Consider the following 20,503-nt stretch of genomic DNA (forward strand, 5'->3'; position numbering starts at 1 on the left):
GATGTGACATCACCGCGGCCCGCGCGTCACCCCGCGCGGAGGGCCGCCGCCTCGGAGGCGAGCTTGCCGACACGGTCCCAGTCGCCGTCGCGGACGGCGTCCGCGGGGGTGAGCCAGGAGCCGCCGACGCATCCGACGTTGCCGAGCGCGAGGTAGTCGGCGGCGTTCCGCAGGCTGATCCCGCCCGTCGGGCAGAACCGGATCTGCGGCAGCGGCCCGCCGAGCGCCTTCAGGTAGGAGGCGCCGCCCGCGGCCTCGGCCGGGAAGAACTTCATCGCCGTGATCCCGCCCTCCAGCAGTGCGATCGCCTCGGAGGCGGTCGCGACGCCCGGCAGGAACGGCAGGCCGGTCGCGACCATCGCCGCCTGGAGACGAGCCGTGCAGCCGGGGCTGACCAGGAACTTCGCCCCGGCCGCGGCCGAGCGCTCGGCGTCCTCGGGGCGCACGACGGTCCCCGCGCCCACCACGGCGTCCGGGACCTCGGCGGCGATCCGCGCGATCGCCGCCAGGGCGGACGGGGTGCGCAGCGTCACCTCGATCACCGGGAGGCCGCCCTCCACCAGGGCGCGGGCCAGCGGGACGGCGGCCTCGGCGTCGTCCAGCACCACCACGGGGATGACGGGCGCGAGGTCGAACAGGTCTTCGGCGATCATGCGGGCTCCAGGTCGGGCAGGCTCTGCGCGAGCCGTACGGCGGCACCGAGCAGGGCGGGGCCGGGATGGACGATGAGGGCGGTCGGGATGGCGCGCATGTAGTCCTCGACGGGAGGCTTCTCCTCGAACCGGGCCCGGAACGCGCTGCCCCGCAGCACGTCCGCGATCCGCGGCAGGATCCCGCCGCCGAGATAGACGCCGCCCCGCGCGCCGAGCGTGAGGGCGACGTTGCCCGCGTGCGACCCGAGCAGCGCGCAGAACATCTCCACGGCCTCGCGGCTCAGGGGGTCGTCGCGGTCCTCGCTGATCTGCCGCGGGGCCAGGTCCAGCGCGGGGCGGCCGTCGATCGCGGCGAGGTACCGGCGGATGCGGGCCAGGCCCGCCCCCGACAGGAGGTACTCGGCGGAGGCCGCGCCCTTCTCGGCGCGCAGCAGCCGCGCCACCACGATCTCGCGGTCGGTCGCGGCCGGGACGTCGACGTGGCCGCCCTCGCCGGGCAGCGGCACGAAGCCCGACGGCGTCCGGACGAGCCCGGCGACGCCGAGGCCCGTGCCGGGGCCGACCACCGCGAGGGGCGCACCGGGGTCCGGACGTCCCCGCCCGATGGAGACGAGGTCGTCCTCACCGAGGCGCGGCAGGGCCAGGGCGAGCGCCTCGAAGTCGTTGATGACGTCCAGGTGGGCAAGGCCGAGATGGGCGCGCACCGCCTCCGGGTCGCTCTTGGGCCAGCCCGCGTTGGTCAAATGGAACGTGCCATCAGTCACGGGGCCCGCCACGGCCAGGCACGCCGCCACCGGGCGCACGCCGACCGCGTCGAGATAGGCGGCCGCGGCCTCCGCGAGGCCCGGATGGTCGCGGGTCGGCAGCGCCCTGACCTCCGACAGGGCGCCGTCAGGCCCCTCCACCAGCGCGAACCGGGCATTGGTCCCGCCCACATCCGCGACCAGCCACTTCGCTTCGCTCAGTGTTTCCTGTGGGGGGACGACCCCCCACACCCCCCGGTCCGCTCCGCTCATGATGAGAAGACCCCCGCACCACGTTCCGCCGGGCCGACGACCTGACGGAAGGCCTGGAACAGCTCGCGTCCCGTGCCGTAGGTCTGGTCGGACGGCCCCTCAGCGGGCTCGCGGGCGGCGAACTCCTCGGCGGAGACGAGGACCTCCAGCACCCCGGCGTCCGCGTCGAGCCGGACGACGTCGCCGTCGCGGACGCGGGCGAGCGGCCCGCCCGCCGCGGCCTCCGGCGACACGTGGATCGCGGCGGGCACCGCACCCGAGGCTCCCGACATGCGGCCGTCGGTCACCAGCGCGACGCGGTGCCCCCGGTCCTGGAGCACCGACAGCGGCGGGGTGAGCCGGTGCAGCTCCGGCATGCCGTTCGCGCGGGGCCCCTGGTTGCGGACGACCGCCACCACGTCCCGGTCCAGCTCCCCGGCGGCGAACGCGTCCTGGAGCGCCTCCTGCGAGTCGAACACGCGGGCGGGCGCCTCGACGGTCCGGTGCTCCGGCCTCACCGCCGACACCTTGACGACCGCCCGCCCGAGGTTGCCGCGCACGGTGTGCAGCCCGCCGTGCGTGTCGAACGGATCGGCGGCGGGGCGCAGGACCTCGGTGTCGCCGGACTCCCCGGGCGCCTCCCGCCACGCGACCTTGCCGCCGGCGACCTCCGGGACGTTCCGGTAGGCCGCGAGGGTGTCGCCGCCGACCGTCCGCGCGTCCTCGTGCAGGAGCCCGGCGTCGATCAGCTCGCCGATGAGGAACGCGGTGCCGCCCGCCGCGTGGAAGTGGTTCACATCGGCGGTCCCGTTCGGGTAGAGGCGGGTGAGCAGCGGCGTGGCCTTGGACAGCTCGTCGAAGTCGTCCCAGGTCAGCTCGATGCCCGCCGCGGCGGCCATGGCCACAAGGTGCAGCGTGTGGTTGGTCGAGCCGCCCGTCGCGAGCAGCGCGACGACGCCGTTGACGAAGGCGCGCTCGTCGAGCATCTCGCCGATCGGGGTGTAGCCCTCGCCCAGGTCGGTGATCTTGAGGATGCGCCGGCCCGCCGCCTCGGTGAGGCCGTCGCGCAGCTTCGTGCCCGGCGGGACGAAGCTGGCGCCCGGCAGGTGCAGCCCCATGACCTCCATGAGCAGCTGGTTGGAGTTCGCCGTCCCGTAGAAGGTGCAGGTGCCGGGCGAGTGGTAGGAGGCGGCCTCGGCGGCGAGCAGCTGCTCGCGCCCGATCTCCCCCGCCGCGAAACGCTTGCGGACCTTGGCCTTCTCGCCGTTCGGCAGCCCCGACGCCATCGGCCCGGCGGGCACCAGGATCGCCGGCAGGTGCCCGAACGACAGCGCCCCGATCACCAGCCCCGGCACGATCTTGTCGCACACGCCGAGCAGCAGCGCGCCGTCGAACATGTCGTGCGACAGCGCCACGGCCGTCGCCATCGCCACCACGTCCCGGCTGAACAGCGACAGCTCCATGCCGGCCCGGCCCTGGGTGATGCCGTCGCACATGGCGGGGACGCCCCCGGCGAACTGGGCGGTGCCGCCCCCCGCGCGGATCGCGGTCTTCAGGATCTCGGGGTAGTCCTGGAGCGGCTGGTGGGCGGACAGCATGTCGTTGTACGCCGACACGATCGCGATGTTGGGGGTGACGTCGCCGCGCAGCCACAGCTTGTCCTGGACGCCGCAGGCGGCGAAGCCGTGCGCGAGGTTCGCGCACCCCATCCCGCCGCGCACCGGGCCCTGTGACCGAGCCTCGCGGATCCGGTTCAGGTAGGCGCCGCGCGGACCGGCGCTCCGCTCGACGACGCGCCGGGTCACTGCCGCCAGCACGGGATGCACAGCCATCAGATGCTCCAAGACCAGGGGGATCGCAGGATCACCAAACTAGCGAGACATCGGTCACTCGTTCAAGCGGACTTATGAACTTTGGATGACAAAAGTAAGGATGTTCTCCTAACTGGACGCACGAAAGCCCCGGGTGCTTGACTGGCCGGATGCCCCGCCCCGTCACCCGCCCGGCCTCCGGCGGCGACATGCTGCGCCTGATCCGCGAGGAGGGCGTGGCCACCCGCGCCGAGCTCGGCCGCATCACCGGGCTGTCCCGGCCCGCCGTGGCGTCCCGCGTCGCGGCCCTGATTCGGCGCGGCCTGGTGGTCGAGCGCGCCGACGGGCCCTCCACGGGCGGGCGCCCCCCGGCCCGGCTGGAGTTCAACGCCGCGGGCGGCGCCGTGCTGCTCGCCAACCTCGGCCAGTCCCGCGGCCAGCTCGCCGTCTGCGACCTCGCCGGCACGACCCTGGCCCGCGCCGACGGCCCCCCGGCGGAGGTGAGCCCGGGCAAGACGCTCCCGCGCCTGTTCGAGCAGTGGGAGTCCCTCCTCGCCGAGTCCGGCACCGACGCGTCGAGGATCCGCGGCGTCGGCCTGGGCGTCCCCGACGCCGTCGAGCACGTGGCCGGGAGCTGGGACGCCGTGGAGATCGGCGCCCCCATCTCCGAGCGCTTCGGCGTCCCCGCCTACCTCGACAACGAGGTCAACGCCGCCGCCCTCGGCGAGCACCAGGCCCACCCCGGCGTCGGCGACCTGCTGTTCGTCAAGGTCTCGACCGGGATCGGCGCGGGCATCATCGCGGGCGGCCGCATCCAGCGCGGCGCCCTCGGCGCGGCCGGGGAGATCGGCCACATCCCGGTGCCCGTCCCCGGCGAGGCCCCCTGCCGCTGCGGCAACGTGAACTGCGTCGAGGCCGTCGCCGGCGGGACCGCCCTGCTGGCCCGCTCCCCCGCCGACGACCTGCCCGCCCTGGCGGCGCTCGCCCGCTCCGGCGACCCCGCGACCGTCGCCCTGCTCCGCGACGCCGGCCGCCGCATCGGCGAGGTCGTCGCCACCGCCGTCAACCTGCTCAACCCCGCGGTCGTCGTCCTGGGCGGCGATCTCGCGGGCGCGAACGAGCCCCTGATCGCGGGCGTGCGCGAGATCGTCTACCAGCGGGCCACGGCGCTGGCGACCCGCGACCTGCGCATCGAGCCGAGCCGTCTCGGTGAGAGCGCCGGCCTGACCGGCTGCGCCGCCATGGTCCTGGACCGCATCCTGTCCCCCGACGCGGTCGACGCCGCGGCCGGCGCCTGAGAAGAGCGCGCCGGACACCGCCGGCGTCCGCGCCTTCGTGCGCGACGCGGCGGTAGCACACCCGCCCGGCGGGTCGCCACCGGGCGGGGTGGCAGCCATCGGACATGACTCGGCGGAAACCGCCCCGCAACTCAATGGGCAAAGCGATCATCGGTTCCGGTGACGACAAACTCGACATTTCCCCCCATTGCGGAGCGCCAATCGGCGATCATTGTCACTCTCCGCATATCCCACCACGAGCCCCATCCCCCGCCGGGTAAGACTTTTATCCCCATCCAGCAGAGCTCGGACGAATGAGACTGACTGGCGTTTCCGGAGGATTCGTGGTTACCGTGTCCTTGCTCAACGAAAGCAACATCCGATCGTTCTTTGACTTTTGACCCCAAAAGACAAAACGATCAATAAGGCGGACCGGGTGACCGGGCGGACGAATGGAAAGGGAGAGGGCGAGCGGGGATGGCGGACTTCCATTTCAGTGTCCTGTCCGGGGCGGTCGCCGCGGAGAGCGACGACACCCGCCTGCTCGACGTTCTCGACAGAGCGCTCGCCGAAGCAGACGGCCCGCTCCGCTGGAAGACGCTCCGCAGCGGGATGTGGACGCACGTCCGCCCGGAGAACGGCGAGTGTCCCCCGCAGGGCTGGAAGCTGCACGTCTCCGCGACGCCGGCCTCCGCCCAGGACGTCCTGGCACGCTCGCTGCCCGTGCTGCTGGCGGGCCGTTCCACGTTCAAGTTCGCCGCCACCCGCGACCACGTCGCGGCCATGAACGCGCGCAACACCTCGCGCGGCCATTCCGGGAAGTTCATCACCGTCTACCCGGTCGACGACGACGCGGCCGTCCGCCTCGCGGCGGAACTCCACGCGGCGTCCGCCGGCCTTCCCGGGCCGCGCATTCTGTCCGACCGGCCCTACGGACCGGGCAGCCTCGTGCATTACCGCTATGGAGCATTCGTCGAGGTGCGCAGGATCACCAACGACGGATTCTATGCGTGGGTAATTCTCGACCCCGACGGCAAACCCGTGGAAGACCGCCGCGGTGCGACGTACACGCCGCCCTCCTGGGCCGTCTGCCCTTTCCCTCAGGACGTCCCGCCGGTGGAGGGCCACGACGGCGCCGGCACGGCCGGCGGGTCTGAGAGCGCCCGAAAGAGCGTAGCCCAGAATGGCGCCGGGAACCGGAAGAGCGTCCTGATCGGATCGCGGTTCACCGTCCACGAGGCGATCCGCCACACCAACAAGGGCGGCGTGTACCGGGCGACCGACACCGAGACCGGCGAGGCGATCGTCATCAAGGAGGGCCGCCCGCACGTCGACGTCGACGCGAAGGGGCGCGACACCCGCGACCGGCTGCGAACGGAGGCCCGCGTGCTGGCGGCGGTCGAGGCCCTGGGGATCGCCCCGCGCCCCGTGGCGCTCTTCGCCCAGGCGGGCCACCTGTTCCTGGCGCAGGAGATGATCCCGGGCACCTCGCTCCGGCAGTGGATCGCCGACGTGATCGGCGACGCCGGGTGGGGCCCGCACGTGCCCGCCGTCCTGGAGATGGGCGGGCGCCTGGCCGCGCTGCTGGCGAAGGCGCACGACGCCGGGCTGATCGTGCGCGACTTCAACCCGAGCAACATCATGGTCCGCCCGGACGGCACTCCGGTGATGATCGACCTGGAGCTGGCCCTCACCGCCGACGACACCGAGGCGGAAGGGATGCGGGTGGGCACCCCCGGCTACAGCGCGCCGGAGCAGATGGCCGGCGCCGCCCCGGACCAGGCGGCGGACCACTTCGCCCTCGGCGCGACCCTCTGCCACGTCCTCACCGGCGGGCCGCCCTACTTCCTGGACGAGAGCCCCGCGACCAGGCCCCTGAGCGAGCGCCTGGAGGAATGGCTGGCCGCCCGCACCCTGGACCTCGACCTGCCCGGCCCGCTGGCTCCGCTACTGCTCGGGCTGATGGCCGATGAGCCCGGCCACCGCTGGACCCCGCACCGGGCGCGCGAGGCGCTGGCACAGATGGGCCCGGGCTCGGCCCCGGCGGCCGGGAGCCGCGGGACGCACGACGCTCCGGCCGAGCTGAGCGGGGCCGTCCGCACTTCCTCGTTGCGGGAGCAGTGCCGGCTGTCCACCGCCGGGATCGTCGACCACCTGATCGCCACCATGGACCCGGAATCGACCGAGACGCTCTGGCCCGCCTCGTGCGTCCACGGAGCTCCCGACCCCTGCAGCCTCCAGCACGGCGCCGCCGGGACCCTCGGCGCCCTGACCCGGTGTTTCGAGGTCGAGCCGGAACCGCGCCTGGCCGGGGCCGTCGCCGACGCGGGCCGCTGGATCCTGCGGCGGCTGGGCGAGGACGGCGACCGTCCCCCCGGGCTGTACTTCGGCACGGCGGGCGCCGCGTGGGCGGTGCTCGACGCCGGCCTCGCACTGGACGACGCCGACCTGGTCGAGGGCGCGCTCGCCGTCGCCGACCGGCTTCCGGAGGCGGTCCCCAGCCCGGACGTGACCCACGGGACCTCGGGCCTCGGGCTGACGGCCCTGCACCTGTGGTCGCGCACCGGGCAGGCGCGGTTCGCCGACCGCGCCCTCGCCGCCGCCGACGCCCTCGCCGAGACCGCCGAGGAACGGGAGGGCGGGCTCGACTGGAGCACGCCCGCCGAGATCGAGTCCAAGCTCGCCGGCGCTCGCTACTACGGGTTCGCGCACGGCGTCTCGGGCGTCGGCTGCTTCCTGCTCGCCTGCGCCGAGTCGGTCGGCGGCGACGCCCACCGGGCGCTCGCCGCCCGCGTCGGGGAGACGCTGCTCGACACCATGATCGACACCGGCCGGTCGGCGATGTGGGCGGCGAGCTCGGGGGACGTCGCCACCGCGCCGTACTGGTGCCACGGCTCGGCCGGCATCGGCGGCTTCCTCGGCCGCCTCGGCCGGGCCACCGGCGACGGGCGCTTCCGGCGGGCCGCCGACATGTCCGCCCGCGCGGTCATGGACAACCGCTGGCGCGCGATCCTCGGGCAGTGCCACGGCCTGGCGGGCAACGGCGACTTCCTGCTCGACCTGGCCGCGCTCACCGGCGCCGAACGGCACCGCGCCGACGCGTGGCGGCTGGCCCAGATCGTCCTGGCCAACCGGGCGCACCGCGGCGAACGCGTGGTGTTCCCCGACGAGCAGGGCGGCGTCTCGACCTCCTGGGGAGACGGCCTCGCCGGCGTCCTCGGCTTCCTGGTGCGCCTCCAGCACGGCACGTCGCGGCAGTGGACGGCCGACGAGGCCGCGGTGCACGCCGCCGAGGACGCGACGATCGCGGGGCGGGCGTCATGACCGGGACCCTTCCGGATCTTCCGCCGATGCCGAGCCGGTTCGGCTTCGCCTTCTCGGCCGACGGCCGCTGGGCCACCTGCCTGCGGTCCGCGCAGGACAGCGTCGTCCTGGAGCGATGGGACCTGACCTGGCCGCGCCCATCCCTGCGGACGCTCGACGGCGCCGGCCCCCCGGACGGGGCCGCGGACCTGACCATCGACCGCCGCAGCGGGGCACTGCCGCTGAACGACGGCCGCGTCCTGGTCGTGCGGCCCGCGGTCGGCGAGCACGGGGAGCCCGCCGGCCACGGCACCCTCGTCGCCGCCGAGCCGACCGCCACCGGGCTGAGGATCGTCCGGTCGTGGCCGGTGCCGAGGATGCTCGCCGGGTTCCTGCTGGCCGCCCCGGGGCAGGCGCAGACCGCGGTGCTCGTGGTCGTCGAGAACGAACGCCACTCGCGGATCTGGCGGGTCTCGCTCTCCTCCCCCGTTCTGGAGCCGGTGTTGCGGATCCCCGGCGTGCTGTCGGGAGGCGTCTGGGCCGACGAGGGCCGCACCCTCGCCCTCGACCACGACGGCGCCGGGCACCGGACCGAGGGCATCCTGGTCGATCTGCGCGAGCGCGCCTGGCGGCCCTTCTGGTCGGTCTCCGACACCTCCAGCGACCGGATCGCGGCCTACAGCCCGCGTTCGGGCGTCCTCGCGGTGACCACCACCACGCCGGGCGCGCAACAGCGCGGCGCGCCCCAGATCGGGCTGCGCCTGCCCGGCGGCGGGCCCGTCCGGTTCCCCGAGATCCTCAACCGGTCGGCCGCGTACCGGGCGCCGCTGGCCTTCGACGCCTCCGGCGAGCGGCTGCTCGTCCGGGAGATCGCCGGCGCCACCGCACGCCTCGCCGTGTACGCCACCGGGAGCGACCGGATCACACCGGTCCCCGGTCCGGCGGGCATGCTCTGGGGGCCCGCCCACTGGAGCGGCGACGGCCGGATGCACGTCCGCTTCTCGGCCCCGCACCAGCCGCCGACGCTCGCCACGGTGCGGCGCCCGGCGCGCTCCGGCTGGGACATGGCCGCGCATCCCTCCGACGGCGCGGCGGCCTGGCGGCACGCCGAACTCGTCGAACTCTCCGGCCCGGCGGGGCCGATCGAGGCGATCGTCTACGGCGGACCCGGCTGGCGCGACCGGCCCCGGCTGGTCCTGGCCCTGCACGGCGGCCCGCTGTCGGCGTGGCGGTACGAGTTCGAGCCGCTCTTCCAGTACCTGGCCGCCGCGGGCGTCTCCGTCGTGGCCCCCAACTACCGGGGCAGCACCGGCTACGGCGACGATCATCTGCGGCCCGTCCTCGGCGACTGGGGCGGCCCCGACCTGGACGACGTCGTCCATCTCGGAGACGCGATCGCGCACGGCCGCGGCACCGCGCTGCCGCGCCCGATCGTGCTGGGCGGCAGCTACGGCGGCTTCCTGGCCCTGCTGGCGGCCTGCCGGAGGCCCGACCTGTGGTCGGGGTGCGTCGTGCTCGCCCCCTTCACCTCGGCGTCCAGCCTCCACCGCACCACGACGGGGATGGTCAGGGACCGCGTGTCGCGGCTGAGCCTCTCCGGTCCCCACGACGAACAGGACGCCCGGCGCGACGTTCTGCGGGTGTGCGCGGCGCTGGCGGCGCCGCTGCTGGTGGCGCACGGCGTCCGGGACGAGGCCGTCCCGGTCGAGCAGTCCAGGGCGCTGCGCCGGCGCCTCCTCGAACTCGGCAGGACCGAAGGAGTCGACTTCGACTACCTGGAGACCGCCGACGACCACAACGGGGTCGTCCAGGCATGGTCCCCGGTCCTCCGCAAAGCGGTGGTCCGCTTCTGCCTCACGGCGGGGCGGACCTTGGCCCTCGACAACGAAAGGAGGTGAACGCAATGAACACGTTCGACGGTGACCTCGTGGCCGCTCTGCAGGAGCTGCCCGAGACCGACCCCGTGGAGATCGACGGCATCCAGCTCAGCGGTACCTGCGCCTGTGTCGGTCTGCTCACGCTGCTGAACACCGTGTGCATCGGCATCTCCTGCGCCTGATGCCGCGCATCCCATGCGGTACCCGGGACCCCTGAGAAGAACCCCGGCCCGCAGAACCCCGGTCACGGACCGGCCACGAGCCGGTCCGTGACCGGACCCACTTGCGAGTGTAGAAGACTTCCCCCGACCGTGAACGGAGTCGTGGCGCGTGGCCCTCACCGGCACATCGGGCGACTCCGCGGTGCTGCGCGCCGGCGGCCGGCGGCTGCTGCGCGGCGCCATGGCCCGCTTCCGGCCGGCCCTGGGCGTGCTCGTCCTGCTCACGGCCGTCCGCGTCGCCGCGACGCTGGCGACGCCGGTCATGCTGGCCCGGGCGGTCGACGCGGCCCGCGCCCAGCACGACGCCGGCGCCTCCGCCGCGTGGCTCGCGCTCGTCCTGGCCGCGGCGGCCGTCGCCACCACGGCCGAGGACGTGCTCGGCTCCTACTGCGGCAGCGACATCACCGCCTGGCTCCGGCACCGGCTGCTCGGGCACGTGCTGGCCCTCGGCCCGGCGGGGCGCCGCCGCTTCCCCGCGGGGGACGTCCTGTCGCGGCTCACCGAGTCCGCGTCGGGCCCGGCGGCGTTCCCCGTCCTGCTGCTGTCGGCCGCCGCCACGCTGGCCACCACCGTGGGCGCGCTGATCGGACTGGCCCTGATCGACTGGTGGCTCGCCGCCGCGTTCGCGGCCGGGGTGCCGCCGCTGCTGGTCGCGCTGCGCGTGTTCGTCGTCCGGGCCACCGAGCCGTTCGCCCGCTACCAGGCGTGCCAGGCGGCGATCGCGACGCGGCTGCTCGACGCCCGGCAGGGCATCCGGACGATCCGGGCGAGCGGCACCGCCGCCGCCGAGGTGCGGCGCATCCTCGCGCCGCTGCCCGGCCTCGGCCGGGCGGGCCGGGAGACGTGGGCCGTGCAGGGCAGGGTCAGCCGGCGGCTCGCGCTGCTGGCGCCCCTCACCCAGGTCCTGGTCGTCGGCGTCGCGGGCGTCCGCCTGGGCGCCGGCGAGATCACCACCGGCCAGCTCGTGGGCGCCCTGTCCTACGCCGCCATGGCCGCCGCGTCCGCGTCGGTGTTCGACACCGTCGTCGCGCTGCTCAACTGCCAGGTCGGCGCGGGGCGGATCAACGAGATCCTGACGGCCGTCCCGGCGGTGCGGGCCCCCGCGCGTCCGGTGCGGCTGCCGGACGGGCCCGGCGAGCTGCGGCTGCGCGGCGTCACCGTCCGGCTCGGCGGCCGCGCCGTCCTCGACGGGCTCGACCTCGACGTGCCGCCCGGGGCGACCGTCGCGGTCGTCGGCACGTCCGGGACGGGCAAGAGCGTCCTGATGTCGACCATCGGGCGGCTCCTCGACCCCGACGCAGGGGTCGTCGAACTCGACGGCGTCCCCGTCACCGCCGTCCCGCTCGCGGAACTGCGCCGCGCCGTCGCCTACGCCTTCGAACGTCCCGCGCTGCTCGGCGCGACCGTGCGCGAGACGATCGCCTACGCCCGTCCCGGCGCGACGCGCGCGGAGGTGCACCGCGCCGCCCGCGACGCCGTCGCCGACGCCTTCATCCGCGCCCTGCCGAACGGCTACGACACCCCGCTCGACCGCGCCCCGCTGTCGGGCGGCGAGATGCAGCGGCTGGGCCTGGCCCGCGCGGCGCTCGCCGACGCCCGGATCGTCCTCCTCGACGACGCCACCAGCAGCCTCGACACCGCGACGGAGATGAAGGTGACCCAGGCCCTCCGGCAGATCCTGGCCGGACGGACCAGCCTGGTGGTCGCGCGCCGCCCGGCGACCGCCGCCCGCGCCGACCTCGTCGCCTGGCTGGACGCCGGACGCGTGCGGGCGCTCGCCCCCCACGCGGAACTGTGGGCCGACCCCGCCTACCGCGCCGTGTTCTCCACCGAGGCGACCTCATGACGGCCCCGCCCGCCGCGCGCCTGCTGCACCGCCACCTGCGCGGGCAGTGGCCCGCGATGCGCCGCCTCTCCGCCTGGTCGGTCGTGGAGTCCCTTCCCGTGTTCGCGTCCGGGCTGCTCCTGGCCCGCGCCGTCGACCACGGGTTCCTCGCGGGCCGCACCCTGACCGGCCTCGGCTGGCTGGCCGTCCTCGCCGCGCTGTACGCCGTCGGCGCGGTCGCGACCGGACGGGTCTACCCGTGGCTCGCCGCGACCGTCGAACCGCTGCGCGACTCCCTGGTCACCGAGGTCGTCGCCGCCGCCCTCCGCCGGATGACCGACCGGACACCCGACGCCGCCGGCGCGGGCGTCTCCCAGGTCACCGAGCAGGCGGAGGCCGTCCGGGCGCTGGTGGGGACCGCGCTGCGCAACGTCCGCCAGCTGGTCTCCGCGGGCGCCGCCGCGCTCGTGGGCCTCGCCCTGCTCTCCCCCGTGCTGGCCCTCGTGATCTGCCTGTCGGTGGCGCTCGCCCTGGGGGTGTACGCGGCGTTCGTGGGCCTGCAGATCCGCCGCTACCGGGCGGTCATCCGGCAGGCCGAGCGCATCGGGGAGGCCGCCGCCACCATCGTGCACGGCGTCCGGGACGTCGCCGCCTGCGCCGCCGAGGACCGCGCCGCCGCCACCGTCGGCGAGGTCGTGGACACGCAGGCGGAGGCCCTGCGCGCCTACGCACGCACCCGCTGGGTCCGCCTCCCCGTCCTGGCGCTCGGTGTGCACGTCCCCCTGGTCGCCCTGCTCGTCCTGTCGCCGTACCTGACCGCACACCACGGACTCACCGCCGGGCAGATCGCGGGCGGCGCGGGCTACCTGGTGGCCGGGCTCCAGCCGGGCATCACCGTCCTGGTCGACGCGGGCGGCACGCTCCTGCTCAGCCTCGCGGTGGTCCTGGGCCGCCTCGCCGAGGTGTGCGCCGTCCCCGATTCCCCCCCGCCCGGCACGGCGACAGCCGAATCGTCCGGGATCGAGGCGGACCACGTCACCTTCGCCTACTCCCCGCACGCCGCCCCCGTCATCGAGGACCTGTCACTCCACGTCCCCGAGGGCACGCACCTGGCCGTCGTCGGCCCGAGCGGCACCGGCAAGTCCACCCTCGCGAACCTGCTCACCGGCCTCCTGCACCCCCGCCAGGGCAAGATCACACTGGGCAAGGTCCCCCTCCCCGACCTGGACCCGGCGGACCTGCGCTCCTCGATCACGCTGATCCCGCAGGAGAGCTACGTCTTCGCGGGCACCCTCCGCGACAACCTGGCCTACCTCAACCCCGAGGCCACCACCCCCGACCTGGACGAGGCCGCGGCCGCCGTCGGGCTCCAGGAACTCGTCGAACGCCTGGGCGGCTACGAGACCGGCATCCCCCCCGGCGGCGGCGACCTCTCCCAGGGCGAACGCCAGCTCATCACCCTGGCCCGCGCCTACCTGTCCCCGGCCCCGGTCATCGTCCTGGACGAGGCCACCAGCCACCTGGACCCCGCCACCGAGGCCCGCGCCGAAAACGCCCTGGCGACCCGCAGCGGCACCCTCATCGTCATAGCCCACCGCATAACCTCGGCCGAACGGGCCCACCAGGTCCTCCTACTGGACGGCCCCGTCCCCCTCCTGGGAACCCACGAGACCCTCCAGACCCGCAGCGAAACCTACGCGGACCTAGTAGGCCACTGGCACACCTGAGCCGAGACGGCTTTCGTCGTGCTCATGCGAGCCCCCAGGACGGGCGACCGTCAGCTCGCAGACCCCGTCCTTGCAGGAGCGCTGCAACCGGCCCATGGAGATGGTCTGCACCAGCCCGATCGCCCAGCAGGCCGGACACCCGCGCAGCGCGAGCAAACCGATCGGCGCGAGCAGGAGGCTGCCGATCCCCAGCACCGGCAGCAGCGCGACCGAGCCGATCAACGCCCCGAAGCCCGTCGCCCCGCGTAGCAGGTGCCGGGACAGTGACGTGCTCGCGAAGCCCTGCCTGTCAGTCATCGCCTTCTCCTGAGACCGAGTCGAGTGCGCCTTGCAGCGCCTGTTGGACCGATGCACGGGCGCGGTGCAGCCGTGACTTCATCGCGGGGACACTGAGGCCGAGCGCATCGGCGACCATGCGCCCGCTGTAACCCTGGATGTCGCGCATGATGAGGACGTTGCGCTGGTCGGCGGGCAGAGCGGCGATCGCCGCCGCGACCCGGCCTGCCTCCAGGCGTTGCAGCACCTCGTCCTCGGCCGAGACCGTGCCGGCGTCCGGGACATCGTCGTAGTGCGGCGGCCTCAGCCGCGCCCGCCGCAGGCACTCGTTGCGGACGATGCGGAACATCCACGAGGCCAGCGCACCGGACGCCCGCAGCGTCCCGATCTTGCGGTACAGGATGATCAGCGCCTCCTGCGCGGCGTCCTCGGCGTCTTCCGGCGACGCGCACAGCGTCCGGGCGAACCGGCGCACGTGCGGGTGCGAGCCGGACACCAGCGCGGCGATCGACTCCAGATCACCGCCCTGCGCGGAGGCGATCAGCCGCTCCCCGGGCCAGGCGCCCTCAGCCACGCGAGCGCCCCCGCCTGCGCAGCACGGTCACGCTGCACGCGCACACGAGCACGGCCACACCGATCACGACGGCACCAACGATCACAACAACCTCCCAGTCGAGTCCCTGCCGGGCGCGCCGCCCGACACCCCTAAGAGAGGACCGCCCCCACCCAAAGGATTCACCCACCGCCCGACCCGATGACCTGGTCACCACCGGGCGACCCAGGCCCTCAACGTCCCCCTGCGCATCCCTCGTCATCAAACAGTCGCTTTAGCGACACTTGTTGCAGATAGCAACACAACGGGATGATCCGCCCTATCGTTGGCTACCGAAAGCGGGCGACATCATGGCCAGACCTTGGGAAGCCGATCACGGTGCGGGGTTCCAGCGACGGCTGGGAAAGACGGCGGCCGAAGTGGGCGACAGCCGGACGACGCAGGACTGCCCGGAGATCTGGGAGTTGGACAACGGCGACATCGCCGTCATCGGCCGCGACGCCACCGGCGCCTACCGTGACCGCCTGCCCCCCGGTGTGAGCATCGGTTCCGACGAACGTCTCGTGATCATCTCCGGGCGGCTGCTCTCGGCCGCCAAACCGGACATCCGCGACGCCTGATCGGATCGCCCGGGTTCGGGGGAGGCTGCGCGCCGTCTCGCGTGAGATGTTCTCGGGGCGTCCTGGCCGGGCTTTCTGGGAGGAGGCGCGACAGGTTCGCATGGGCACCGCCGGAAGCAAGCGAGCGCGCCGGTTCCACGAGATCTTGGACGAGGAGTACGGGCTGGCACCCGCTCCCCCGCCCGAGCGTCCACGGGCACGGCGCCCCTGGAGGTTTCTCGCCGGCTCGGCGGTGGGCGTCCTGCTGCTGAGTCCTCTCGTCCGCCGCGCGATGGCCCGCCGCCGCTGACGGTCGGTGCAGCGAAGCGCGCTGACCGTCAGCGCTGGACCTGAGGCAGCGCGGCCTGTGGTTTGAAAGGGCGTGGTTGACCTCAAGTTCGGTTGGGGTTCTAGCGTGGCGGCCACTGGTGGCTTCTGGGGGGAGTTGTGGTGGTTTCTTCGCGGGTGGACGTGGCGGTGCTCGGGCTTGGGGAGATGGGGGGTGCGCTGGCCGGGGCGGTTCTGGGCGGTGGGCATCCGACCGTCGTGTGGAATCGCACCGCGGGTAAGGCGGATGCGCTGGTCGCCGAAGGGGCGCGGGAGGTCGCGGGCGTTCGCGAGGCCGTTCTCGCCGGGCGGGTCGTGGTGGTCAACGTGAAGGGGAACTCCGTCGTTCGTGAACTCCTGGAGGCGGCGGGGGACGTCCTGCGCGGGCGGGTCGTCGTCAACCTGACGGACGGGACGTCGAGCGAGGTCCGGGAGGTGACCGCGGCGGTCGCCGAGCGGGGCGGGGAGTACCTGCACGGGCAGATCATGACCATCGCGCCGGGCGTCGGGCATCCGGACGCGACGGTCTTCTACGGCGGGTCCGCGGCGGCCCACGAGCGTCATCGCGACGTGCTGCGGCTCCTCAGCGGGCACGCGCCGCTGGTGTCCGACGACCCCGGGGTCGCGGTCCTCTACGGCATGGCCGTCCACGGGACGATGTGGGGGCTGCTCAACGGGTTCCTGCACGCGGCCGCGGCCTTGTCGGACGAAGGTGTCGAGGTCGGACGGTTCCTGGAGGAGGCCGAGGGCCCGCTCGCGGCGCTGTCGGCGTTCCTGCCGTCGATCGCGGAAGAGGTCGACCAGGGCCGGTTCGCGACGCCGTACGGGGCGCTTCGTCACCATCTGCCCTCGATCGAGGATCTCGCGCGGGAGAGCCGGGCGCGGGGCATCGACGACGAGCTTCCCGAGTACTCCCGCGCTCTCGTGGCGGCGGCGATCGGGCGGGGCCACGGAGACGACAGCTACTCCAGGCTCGTCGAGCACTTCCGCAAGGCGTAGACCGCGCGGCGCGTTAGCTACGGCCGGTCGCCGAGGCTGAGGAGGAGGGTGCGCAGGGTGGCGGCCAGGTCGTCCTGCTGGTGCTCGTCCAGTGCGGCGAGGAGGCGGCGCTCGTTCTCGAGGTGGGCGGTGACGGCGCGGTCGATGAGGTCGCGGCCGGCGGGGGTGAGGGCGACGAGGACGGTGCGGCGGTTGGCGGGGTCCAGGTCGCGCGTGACGTAGCCCTTGGCGACGAGGCGGTCCAGGCGGTTGGTGACGGCGCCCGAGGTCACCATGGAGGAGCGGGCCAGCGTGCCCGCGGTGATGCCGCCCGGCGAGTCGGCGCGGCGGAGGGTGGCCAGGACGTCGAACTCGCCCCGTTCCAGCCCGAACTCGGCGAAGAGCGCCTTGAGTTCGCGCTCGGCGATCCGGGTCAGCCGGGAGAGGCGGCCGAGGACCCTCATGGGGGACGCGTCGAGGTCGGGGCGGGCGCGGGCCCACTGCTCCACGATGCGATCGACGGCGTCACGCTCCAACGAGCACCTCTCAACGTTGAACTGTTTGACATCAAGGTAGCACCCGGCCTAGCGTCTTCAGCGTTGAACATTTCAACGTTGAAAGGATTCGTCGTGCGACGTGAGATGATCTCTGCCGTTCTGGTGTTCGGGCTGGCCGCCGCGATGGGCGCGCCGGCGCGGGCCGCCGAGGGCGAGGCGGCCGCGTACCCGACCACGATCCGGCTGCCGGACGGGTTCCAGCCCGAAGGCATCGCGACCGGTCCCGGGCCGTTCGCCTATGTCGGGTCCATGGCCGACGGCTCGGTCTACCGCGCCGACCTGCGGACGGGGCGCGGCGCGATCCTCAGCCGCGGGCCCGGTACGCAGGCCCTTGGGCTGAAGAGCGATGCGCGGGGACGGGTGTTCGTGGCCGGCGGGGCGGGGGGTGACGCTCGCGTCCTCGATGCCCGTACCGGCCGGGTGCTGGCGTCCTACCGGCTGGCCGGCGGCCCGTCGTTCGTCAACGACGTCATCCTCGCGCAGGGCGCCGCGTGGTTCACCGACTCCACCAATCCGGTGCTCTACAAGCTGCCGCTCGACGGCGGACGGCTGCCCTCCGACGTGGTGCGCGTGCCGCTCACCGGCGACCTCGTCTACCAGGGCGGCCCCGACAGCCCCGGCAGCGCCGGGTTCAACGCCAACGGCATCACGGCGACGCCGGACGGGCGGGGACTGATCGTCGTGCAGTCGAACACCGGTGGGCTCTTCCGCGTCGACCCGGCCGGCAGGACGCGCAGGGTGGACCTGCACGGAGAGTCGCTGCCGGAGGGCGACGGCCTGCTGCTGCAAGGACGGACGTTGTACGCGGTGCAGAACCGGCTCAACACCGTGGCCGTCCTGCGTCTGAACGCGGCGGGAAGCGAGGGCCGTGTCGTGCGGCGGGTGACGGATGCCCGGTTCGCCCTGCCGACGACCGTGGCCGCCTTCGGTTCGCGGCTGTACCTCCCCAACATCCGGTTCTTCGCCACGGGGCCGACTCCCGACGTCGCGTACAACGCGGTCGCCATCCCCCGCCCGTAGGACGATTCGCGCCTTACCCGAGGGCGCGGCCTGGCTTGGGATCGGGCGAAGATATCTTGAACAACACCGCACGCGGCAATTGACATGGCGGCGGACAACCAGGGCAGATCGAGCGGCGTCGGGCGCCGAACGGAAAGGCGTCCGATTAGTCCATTTTTCTTGATCTGATGGGATACCTGGTTCTATGTCGCGAATAGCTGCGGCGGTGGTGGGCGTCGTGGGACTGCTGATCGCCGTGATGTCCGGGCTCGCGCAGTCCGCCCCGAGCCCGGCCGCCAGCCCCACGCCGCCCGGCGTGGGGAAGAACGGCGAGGCGTGGGCCTGGACACAGTTGGTGAACGGGACGAGCCACACGACCGAGGTCCGGTTCGCCACCACCGAGAAGCCCGCCGGGCACTGCCCCACCTTGCAGTACACCGTGGGCGGCAAGGTGCAGACCGCGGTTCTGAGAAAGGTCAGCGACCCTTACATCACCGGTGGCGGGCTCCAGCAGTTTCCGACGACCTTCTGCGTGGCGCCCGTCCCCGACGGGGCGAGCAACGCGTTGATCGAGCCGTCCACGACCGTGGCGGCCACCGTGTATCCGGGGAATCTCCAGCTTCCGCTGCCCGAGTGGCCGGTGAACGGGCGCCCGCGCAGCGTCGCGGTGATCGGGGACGCGGGATGCGAGGTCACCTCGCCCACGGTCGGCGCCGCGCAGAACCAGGACTGCCAGAAGAACTGGCCGCTGGAGCCGCTCTCCGTCCACGCTGCGGCGCAGTCCCGCCCGGACCTCGTCGTCCACGTCGGCGACTACGTGTACCGGGAGACGCCGGAAGGCGCGAACGACGCCACCCCGGGGTGTGACAGCCAGGGGCAGGCCGCCGACTGGGGGTGCCTCATCAAGGACTTCCTGCGGCCTGCCCAGGCCCTGCTCGCCGAGGCGCCCTTCGTCTTCGCGCGCGGCAACCACGAGGTCTGCACGCCCGGAAAAGTGGGACGGGGCGCCGAATGGTTCCGCTATTTCGCCACGGTCCCCCAGAAGAACAACGAGTGCTTCTCGGTGCCGCAGACCCAGACGGAGCCCGTCCAGATCAATGCGGGCACGTTGCACTTCGTGCTGTTCGACTCCAGTTCGGCGAGTGAGAGGAACAAGCCGGACCAGGCGCAGGCCGCCCAGTACGCGAAATGGTTCGACGAGGTGAACGCCCTGGCCGCCAACCATCCGACGCACGACTACTTCCTCATCACCCACAAGCCGCTGTGGATGGTCAAGCGGGCCTCGTCCGGCGCCGTGACGTGGATCAACCCGACCCTGGCGAGCGCGGTCGGGCAGACCGCGAAGGGGGCACTGGCCGGCAACATCGACCTCGTGATGTCCGGGCACGTGCACCTGTACCAGATGCTCGACTTCCTCAACAGCTCGCGTCCTCCGCAGCTGACCGTCGGCTCGTCCGGGACGACGCTCGACACGCCGCCGGACGACACCAAGGTGACGGGCAAGAACGTCGACGGCCAGACCGTGCAGCACTCGGTCTCGCGGGGCGTTCACGGCTACGCGATGCTGCGCGACACGGGCGGCCAGTGGCATCTCACCTTCCACGGGGTGTCCGGGCAGGCGTGGCCGCTGGACTGCACGCTGAGCACCGGGGCCACCAAGGAGTTCGACTGCAAATGACCGGCGCCGCCGGGCCGGAATCCACGTCAGGGGGTGGAGTCAACCCCACCACCTGGGGTGGGTTTTACCTCCCATGATCGGGTAGCTGAACCCAGTGTCTCCGGAAATGTCAGACGCGAGGGTTGTCATTGGACGGGGACGACCGGGCTGGGAGGCACGATGGTGGGCGGAGCGGTAGTGGGCGGAGCGGTGCGCGGCCGGTTGAGGCCGCTGCTCACCGAAATGGGGCTGCTGGCGGTCCTGTTCGCCTTCTACAAGTGGGGCCGGACGCTGATCGAGCAGGGCCCCGGGCAGGCGATGGCGAACGCGCACCTCCTGTGGGGGTTCGAGCGGGAATGGATGCCGAGCGAGGTCGGATTCCAGCATTGGGCGCTCGGTTGGGACCACGCGGCGCTCCTCGCCAATATCTATTACGTGAGCGTCCATTTCCCCGGAACGGCGCTGCTGCTGATCTGGCTCTATGTACGGCACAGGTCGTCCTATGCGCGGGTGCGGAACGAATTGGTGGCGCTGACGGCGGCCGGGCTCGTGGTGCACACGATGTTCCCGCTGGCGCCGCCCCGCCTGGCGGGGATCGGGGCCGTGGACACGATGCTGACCGTGGGCCCGTCGGCCTATCCGGCGGCGGCGGACGGGATCGCCAACCAGTACGCGGCCATGCCGTCGCTGCACATCGGGTGGGCGATCCTGGTGGCCGTGGCGGTGGTCCGGGTGTCGCGGAGCCGGTGGCGGTGGGTCGTCGCGCTGCACGCGCCGCTCACGGTCCTCGTGGTGGTCGTGACGGCCAACCACTACTGGACGGACGGGATCGTCGCCGCGCTCCTGCTGGCCGGCGCCATGGCGCTGG

At 73.4% G+C, this 20,503-nt stretch carries 17 protein-coding genes and 1 pseudogene; 12 read left to right on the plus strand and 6 right to left on the minus strand.

All coding sequences use genetic code 11. From position 1 onward, the window contains the following. Positions 1-26 precede the first annotated feature (26 nt). The 3 genes from eda to edd are packed head-to-tail and all read right to left on the minus strand — an operon-like array spanning position 27 to position 3,480. Complete coding sequence (gene eda / locus AB0C84_RS18715) at positions 27-653, minus strand: bifunctional 4-hydroxy-2-oxoglutarate aldolase/2-dehydro-3-deoxy-phosphogluconate aldolase (protein WP_361067531.1); 627 nt, start codon at positions 651-653, stop codon at positions 27-29. Beyond that, a complete protein-coding gene (gene glk, locus AB0C84_RS18720) occupies positions 650-1,669 on the minus strand; it encodes a glucokinase (RefSeq protein WP_361067534.1) in 1,020 nt (339 codons plus the stop codon). Before glk ends, eda begins: the two co-directional genes overlap by 4 nt. Then, entirely contained in the window at positions 1,666-3,480 is a 1,815-nt protein-coding gene (gene edd, locus AB0C84_RS18725) for a phosphogluconate dehydratase (RefSeq protein WP_361067537.1), read from the minus strand. The genes glk and edd overlap by 4 nt, the downstream gene beginning before the upstream one ends. Before the next feature lie 149 nt (positions 3,481-3,629). Between edd and AB0C84_RS18730 the strand changes: the two genes are divergently transcribed. From AB0C84_RS18730 to AB0C84_RS18755, 6 genes are all read left to right on the plus strand, one after another. Beyond that, on the plus strand, positions 3,630-4,757 hold the full coding sequence (locus tag AB0C84_RS18730) for an ROK family transcriptional regulator (RefSeq protein ID WP_258939536.1): 1,128 nt from the start codon (positions 3,630-3,632) through the stop codon (positions 4,755-4,757). 456 nt (positions 4,758-5,213) lie between these two features. After that, positions 5,214-8,060, plus strand: coding sequence for a class IV lanthionine synthetase LanL (gene lanL / locus AB0C84_RS18735; RefSeq protein ID WP_361067542.1), 2,847 nt, complete (start codon positions 5,214-5,216; stop codon positions 8,058-8,060). Continuing rightward, positions 8,057-9,937, plus strand: coding sequence for an alpha/beta fold hydrolase (locus AB0C84_RS18740; RefSeq protein WP_361067545.1), 1,881 nt, complete (start codon positions 8,057-8,059; stop codon positions 9,935-9,937). The genes lanL and AB0C84_RS18740 overlap by 4 nt, the downstream gene beginning before the upstream one ends. A gap of 5 nt (positions 9,938-9,942) precedes the next feature. After that, positions 9,943-10,098, plus strand: coding sequence for a VenA family class IV lanthipeptide (locus tag AB0C84_RS18745; protein WP_360361401.1), 156 nt, complete (start codon positions 9,943-9,945; stop codon positions 10,096-10,098). A 148-nt stretch (positions 10,099-10,246) separates the two neighbouring features. Then, complete coding sequence (locus AB0C84_RS18750; RefSeq protein ID WP_361067548.1) at positions 10,247-11,983, plus strand: ABC transporter ATP-binding protein; 1,737 nt, start codon at positions 10,247-10,249, stop codon at positions 11,981-11,983. Continuing rightward, positions 11,980-13,689, plus strand: a complete 1,710-nt coding sequence (locus tag AB0C84_RS18755) for an ABC transporter ATP-binding protein (RefSeq protein ID WP_361067550.1) — start codon at positions 11,980-11,982, stop codon at positions 13,687-13,689. The genes AB0C84_RS18750 and AB0C84_RS18755 overlap by 4 nt, the downstream gene beginning before the upstream one ends. Here the strand turns inward: AB0C84_RS18755 and AB0C84_RS18760 are convergent. Together AB0C84_RS18760 and AB0C84_RS18765 are read right to left on the minus strand one after the other, a co-directional pair. Beyond that, positions 13,666-13,986 carry a hypothetical protein gene (locus AB0C84_RS18760; protein WP_339154273.1) on the minus strand — a complete coding sequence of 107 codons (321 nt, stop codon included), beginning with the start codon at positions 13,984-13,986 and terminating at the stop codon, positions 13,666-13,668. The genes AB0C84_RS18755 and AB0C84_RS18760 overlap by 24 nt on opposite strands. Then, positions 13,979-14,539, minus strand: a complete 561-nt coding sequence (locus AB0C84_RS18765) for an RNA polymerase sigma factor (protein ID WP_361067554.1) — start codon at positions 14,537-14,539, stop codon at positions 13,979-13,981. The genes AB0C84_RS18760 and AB0C84_RS18765 overlap by 8 nt, the downstream gene beginning before the upstream one ends. A gap of 329 nt (positions 14,540-14,868) precedes the next feature. On the opposite strand from AB0C84_RS18765, the gene AB0C84_RS18770 reads away from it, so the two are divergent. The 3 genes from AB0C84_RS18770 to AB0C84_RS18780 all read left to right on the plus strand — a co-directional run bounded on the left by AB0C84_RS18770 (position 14,869) and on the right by AB0C84_RS18780 (position 16,443). Further along, the gene (locus AB0C84_RS18770; protein WP_179849820.1) at positions 14,869-15,138 is read left to right on the plus strand and encodes a hypothetical protein; all 270 of its coding nucleotides are present in this window, start codon (positions 14,869-14,871) and stop codon (positions 15,136-15,138) included. Between the two features lie 25 nt (positions 15,139-15,163). Continuing rightward, on the plus strand, positions 15,164-15,427 hold the full coding sequence (locus tag AB0C84_RS18775) for a DUF6082 family protein (protein WP_361067662.1): 264 nt from the start codon (positions 15,164-15,166) through the stop codon (positions 15,425-15,427). Between the two features lie 140 nt (positions 15,428-15,567). Beyond that, positions 15,568-16,443: an NAD(P)-binding domain-containing protein gene (locus AB0C84_RS18780; RefSeq protein ID WP_361067557.1), complete on the plus strand. Its 876-nt coding sequence runs from the start codon at positions 15,568-15,570 to the stop codon at positions 16,441-16,443. A gap of 17 nt (positions 16,444-16,460) precedes the next feature. On the opposite strand, the gene AB0C84_RS18785 is transcribed toward AB0C84_RS18780, so the two are convergent. After that, the gene (locus AB0C84_RS18785; RefSeq protein ID WP_361067560.1) at positions 16,461-16,958 is read right to left on the minus strand and encodes a MarR family transcriptional regulator; all 498 of its coding nucleotides are present in this window, start codon (positions 16,956-16,958) and stop codon (positions 16,461-16,463) included. Positions 16,959-17,051: 93 nt separating this feature from the next. Between AB0C84_RS18785 and AB0C84_RS18790 the strand changes: the two genes are divergently transcribed. From AB0C84_RS18790 to AB0C84_RS18800, 3 genes and pseudogenes are all read left to right on the plus strand, one after another. Continuing rightward, positions 17,052-17,999, plus strand: a complete 948-nt coding sequence (locus AB0C84_RS18790) for a superoxide dismutase (protein WP_361067563.1) — start codon at positions 17,052-17,054, stop codon at positions 17,997-17,999. 184 nt (positions 18,000-18,183) lie between these two features. Then, positions 18,184-19,656, plus strand: coding sequence for a metallophosphoesterase (locus AB0C84_RS18795; protein ID WP_361067566.1), 1,473 nt, complete (start codon positions 18,184-18,186; stop codon positions 19,654-19,656). 339 nt (positions 19,657-19,995) lie between these two features. Beyond that, positions 19,996-20,490, plus strand: a pseudogene (locus AB0C84_RS18800) (phosphatase PAP2 family protein); the annotation flags it as partial. Between the last annotated feature and the right edge of the window lie 13 nt (positions 20,491-20,503).

It is taken from the genome of Actinomadura sp. NPDC048955, from assembly GCF_040649435.1.
In the GTDB taxonomy this organism is placed as follows: domain Bacteria; phylum Actinomycetota; class Actinomycetes; order Streptosporangiales; family Streptosporangiaceae; genus Spirillospora; species Spirillospora luteofluorescens.

Coding starts and splice junctions, on each gene's coding strand:
- lanL (WP_361067542.1), top strand. CDS start 5,214: ATGGCGGACTTCCATTTCAGTGTCCTGTCCGGGGCGGTCGCCGCGGAG.
- AB0C84_RS18730 (WP_258939536.1), top strand. CDS start 3,630: ATGCCCCGCCCCGTCACCCGCCCGGCCTCCGGCGGCGACATGCTGCGC.
- AB0C84_RS18770 (WP_179849820.1), top strand. CDS start 14,869: ATGGCCAGACCTTGGGAAGCCGATCACGGTGCGGGGTTCCAGCGACGG.
- AB0C84_RS18755 (WP_361067550.1), top strand. CDS start 11,980: ATGACGGCCCCGCCCGCCGCGCGCCTGCTGCACCGCCACCTGCGCGGG.
- glk (WP_361067534.1), bottom strand. CDS start 1,669: ATGAGCGGAGCGGACCGGGGGGTGTGGGGGGTCGTCCCCCCACAGGAA.
- AB0C84_RS18795 (WP_361067566.1), top strand. CDS start 18,184: ATGTCGCGAATAGCTGCGGCGGTGGTGGGCGTCGTGGGACTGCTGATC.
- eda (WP_361067531.1), bottom strand. CDS start 653: ATGATCGCCGAAGACCTGTTCGACCTCGCGCCCGTCATCCCCGTGGTG.
- AB0C84_RS18760 (WP_339154273.1), bottom strand. CDS start 13,986: ATGACTGACAGGCAGGGCTTCGCGAGCACGTCACTGTCCCGGCACCTG.
- edd (WP_361067537.1), bottom strand. CDS start 3,480: ATGGCTGTGCATCCCGTGCTGGCGGCAGTGACCCGGCGCGTCGTCGAG.
- AB0C84_RS18745 (WP_360361401.1), top strand. CDS start 9,943: ATGAACACGTTCGACGGTGACCTCGTGGCCGCTCTGCAGGAGCTGCCC.
- AB0C84_RS18740 (WP_361067545.1), top strand. CDS start 8,057: ATGACCGGGACCCTTCCGGATCTTCCGCCGATGCCGAGCCGGTTCGGC.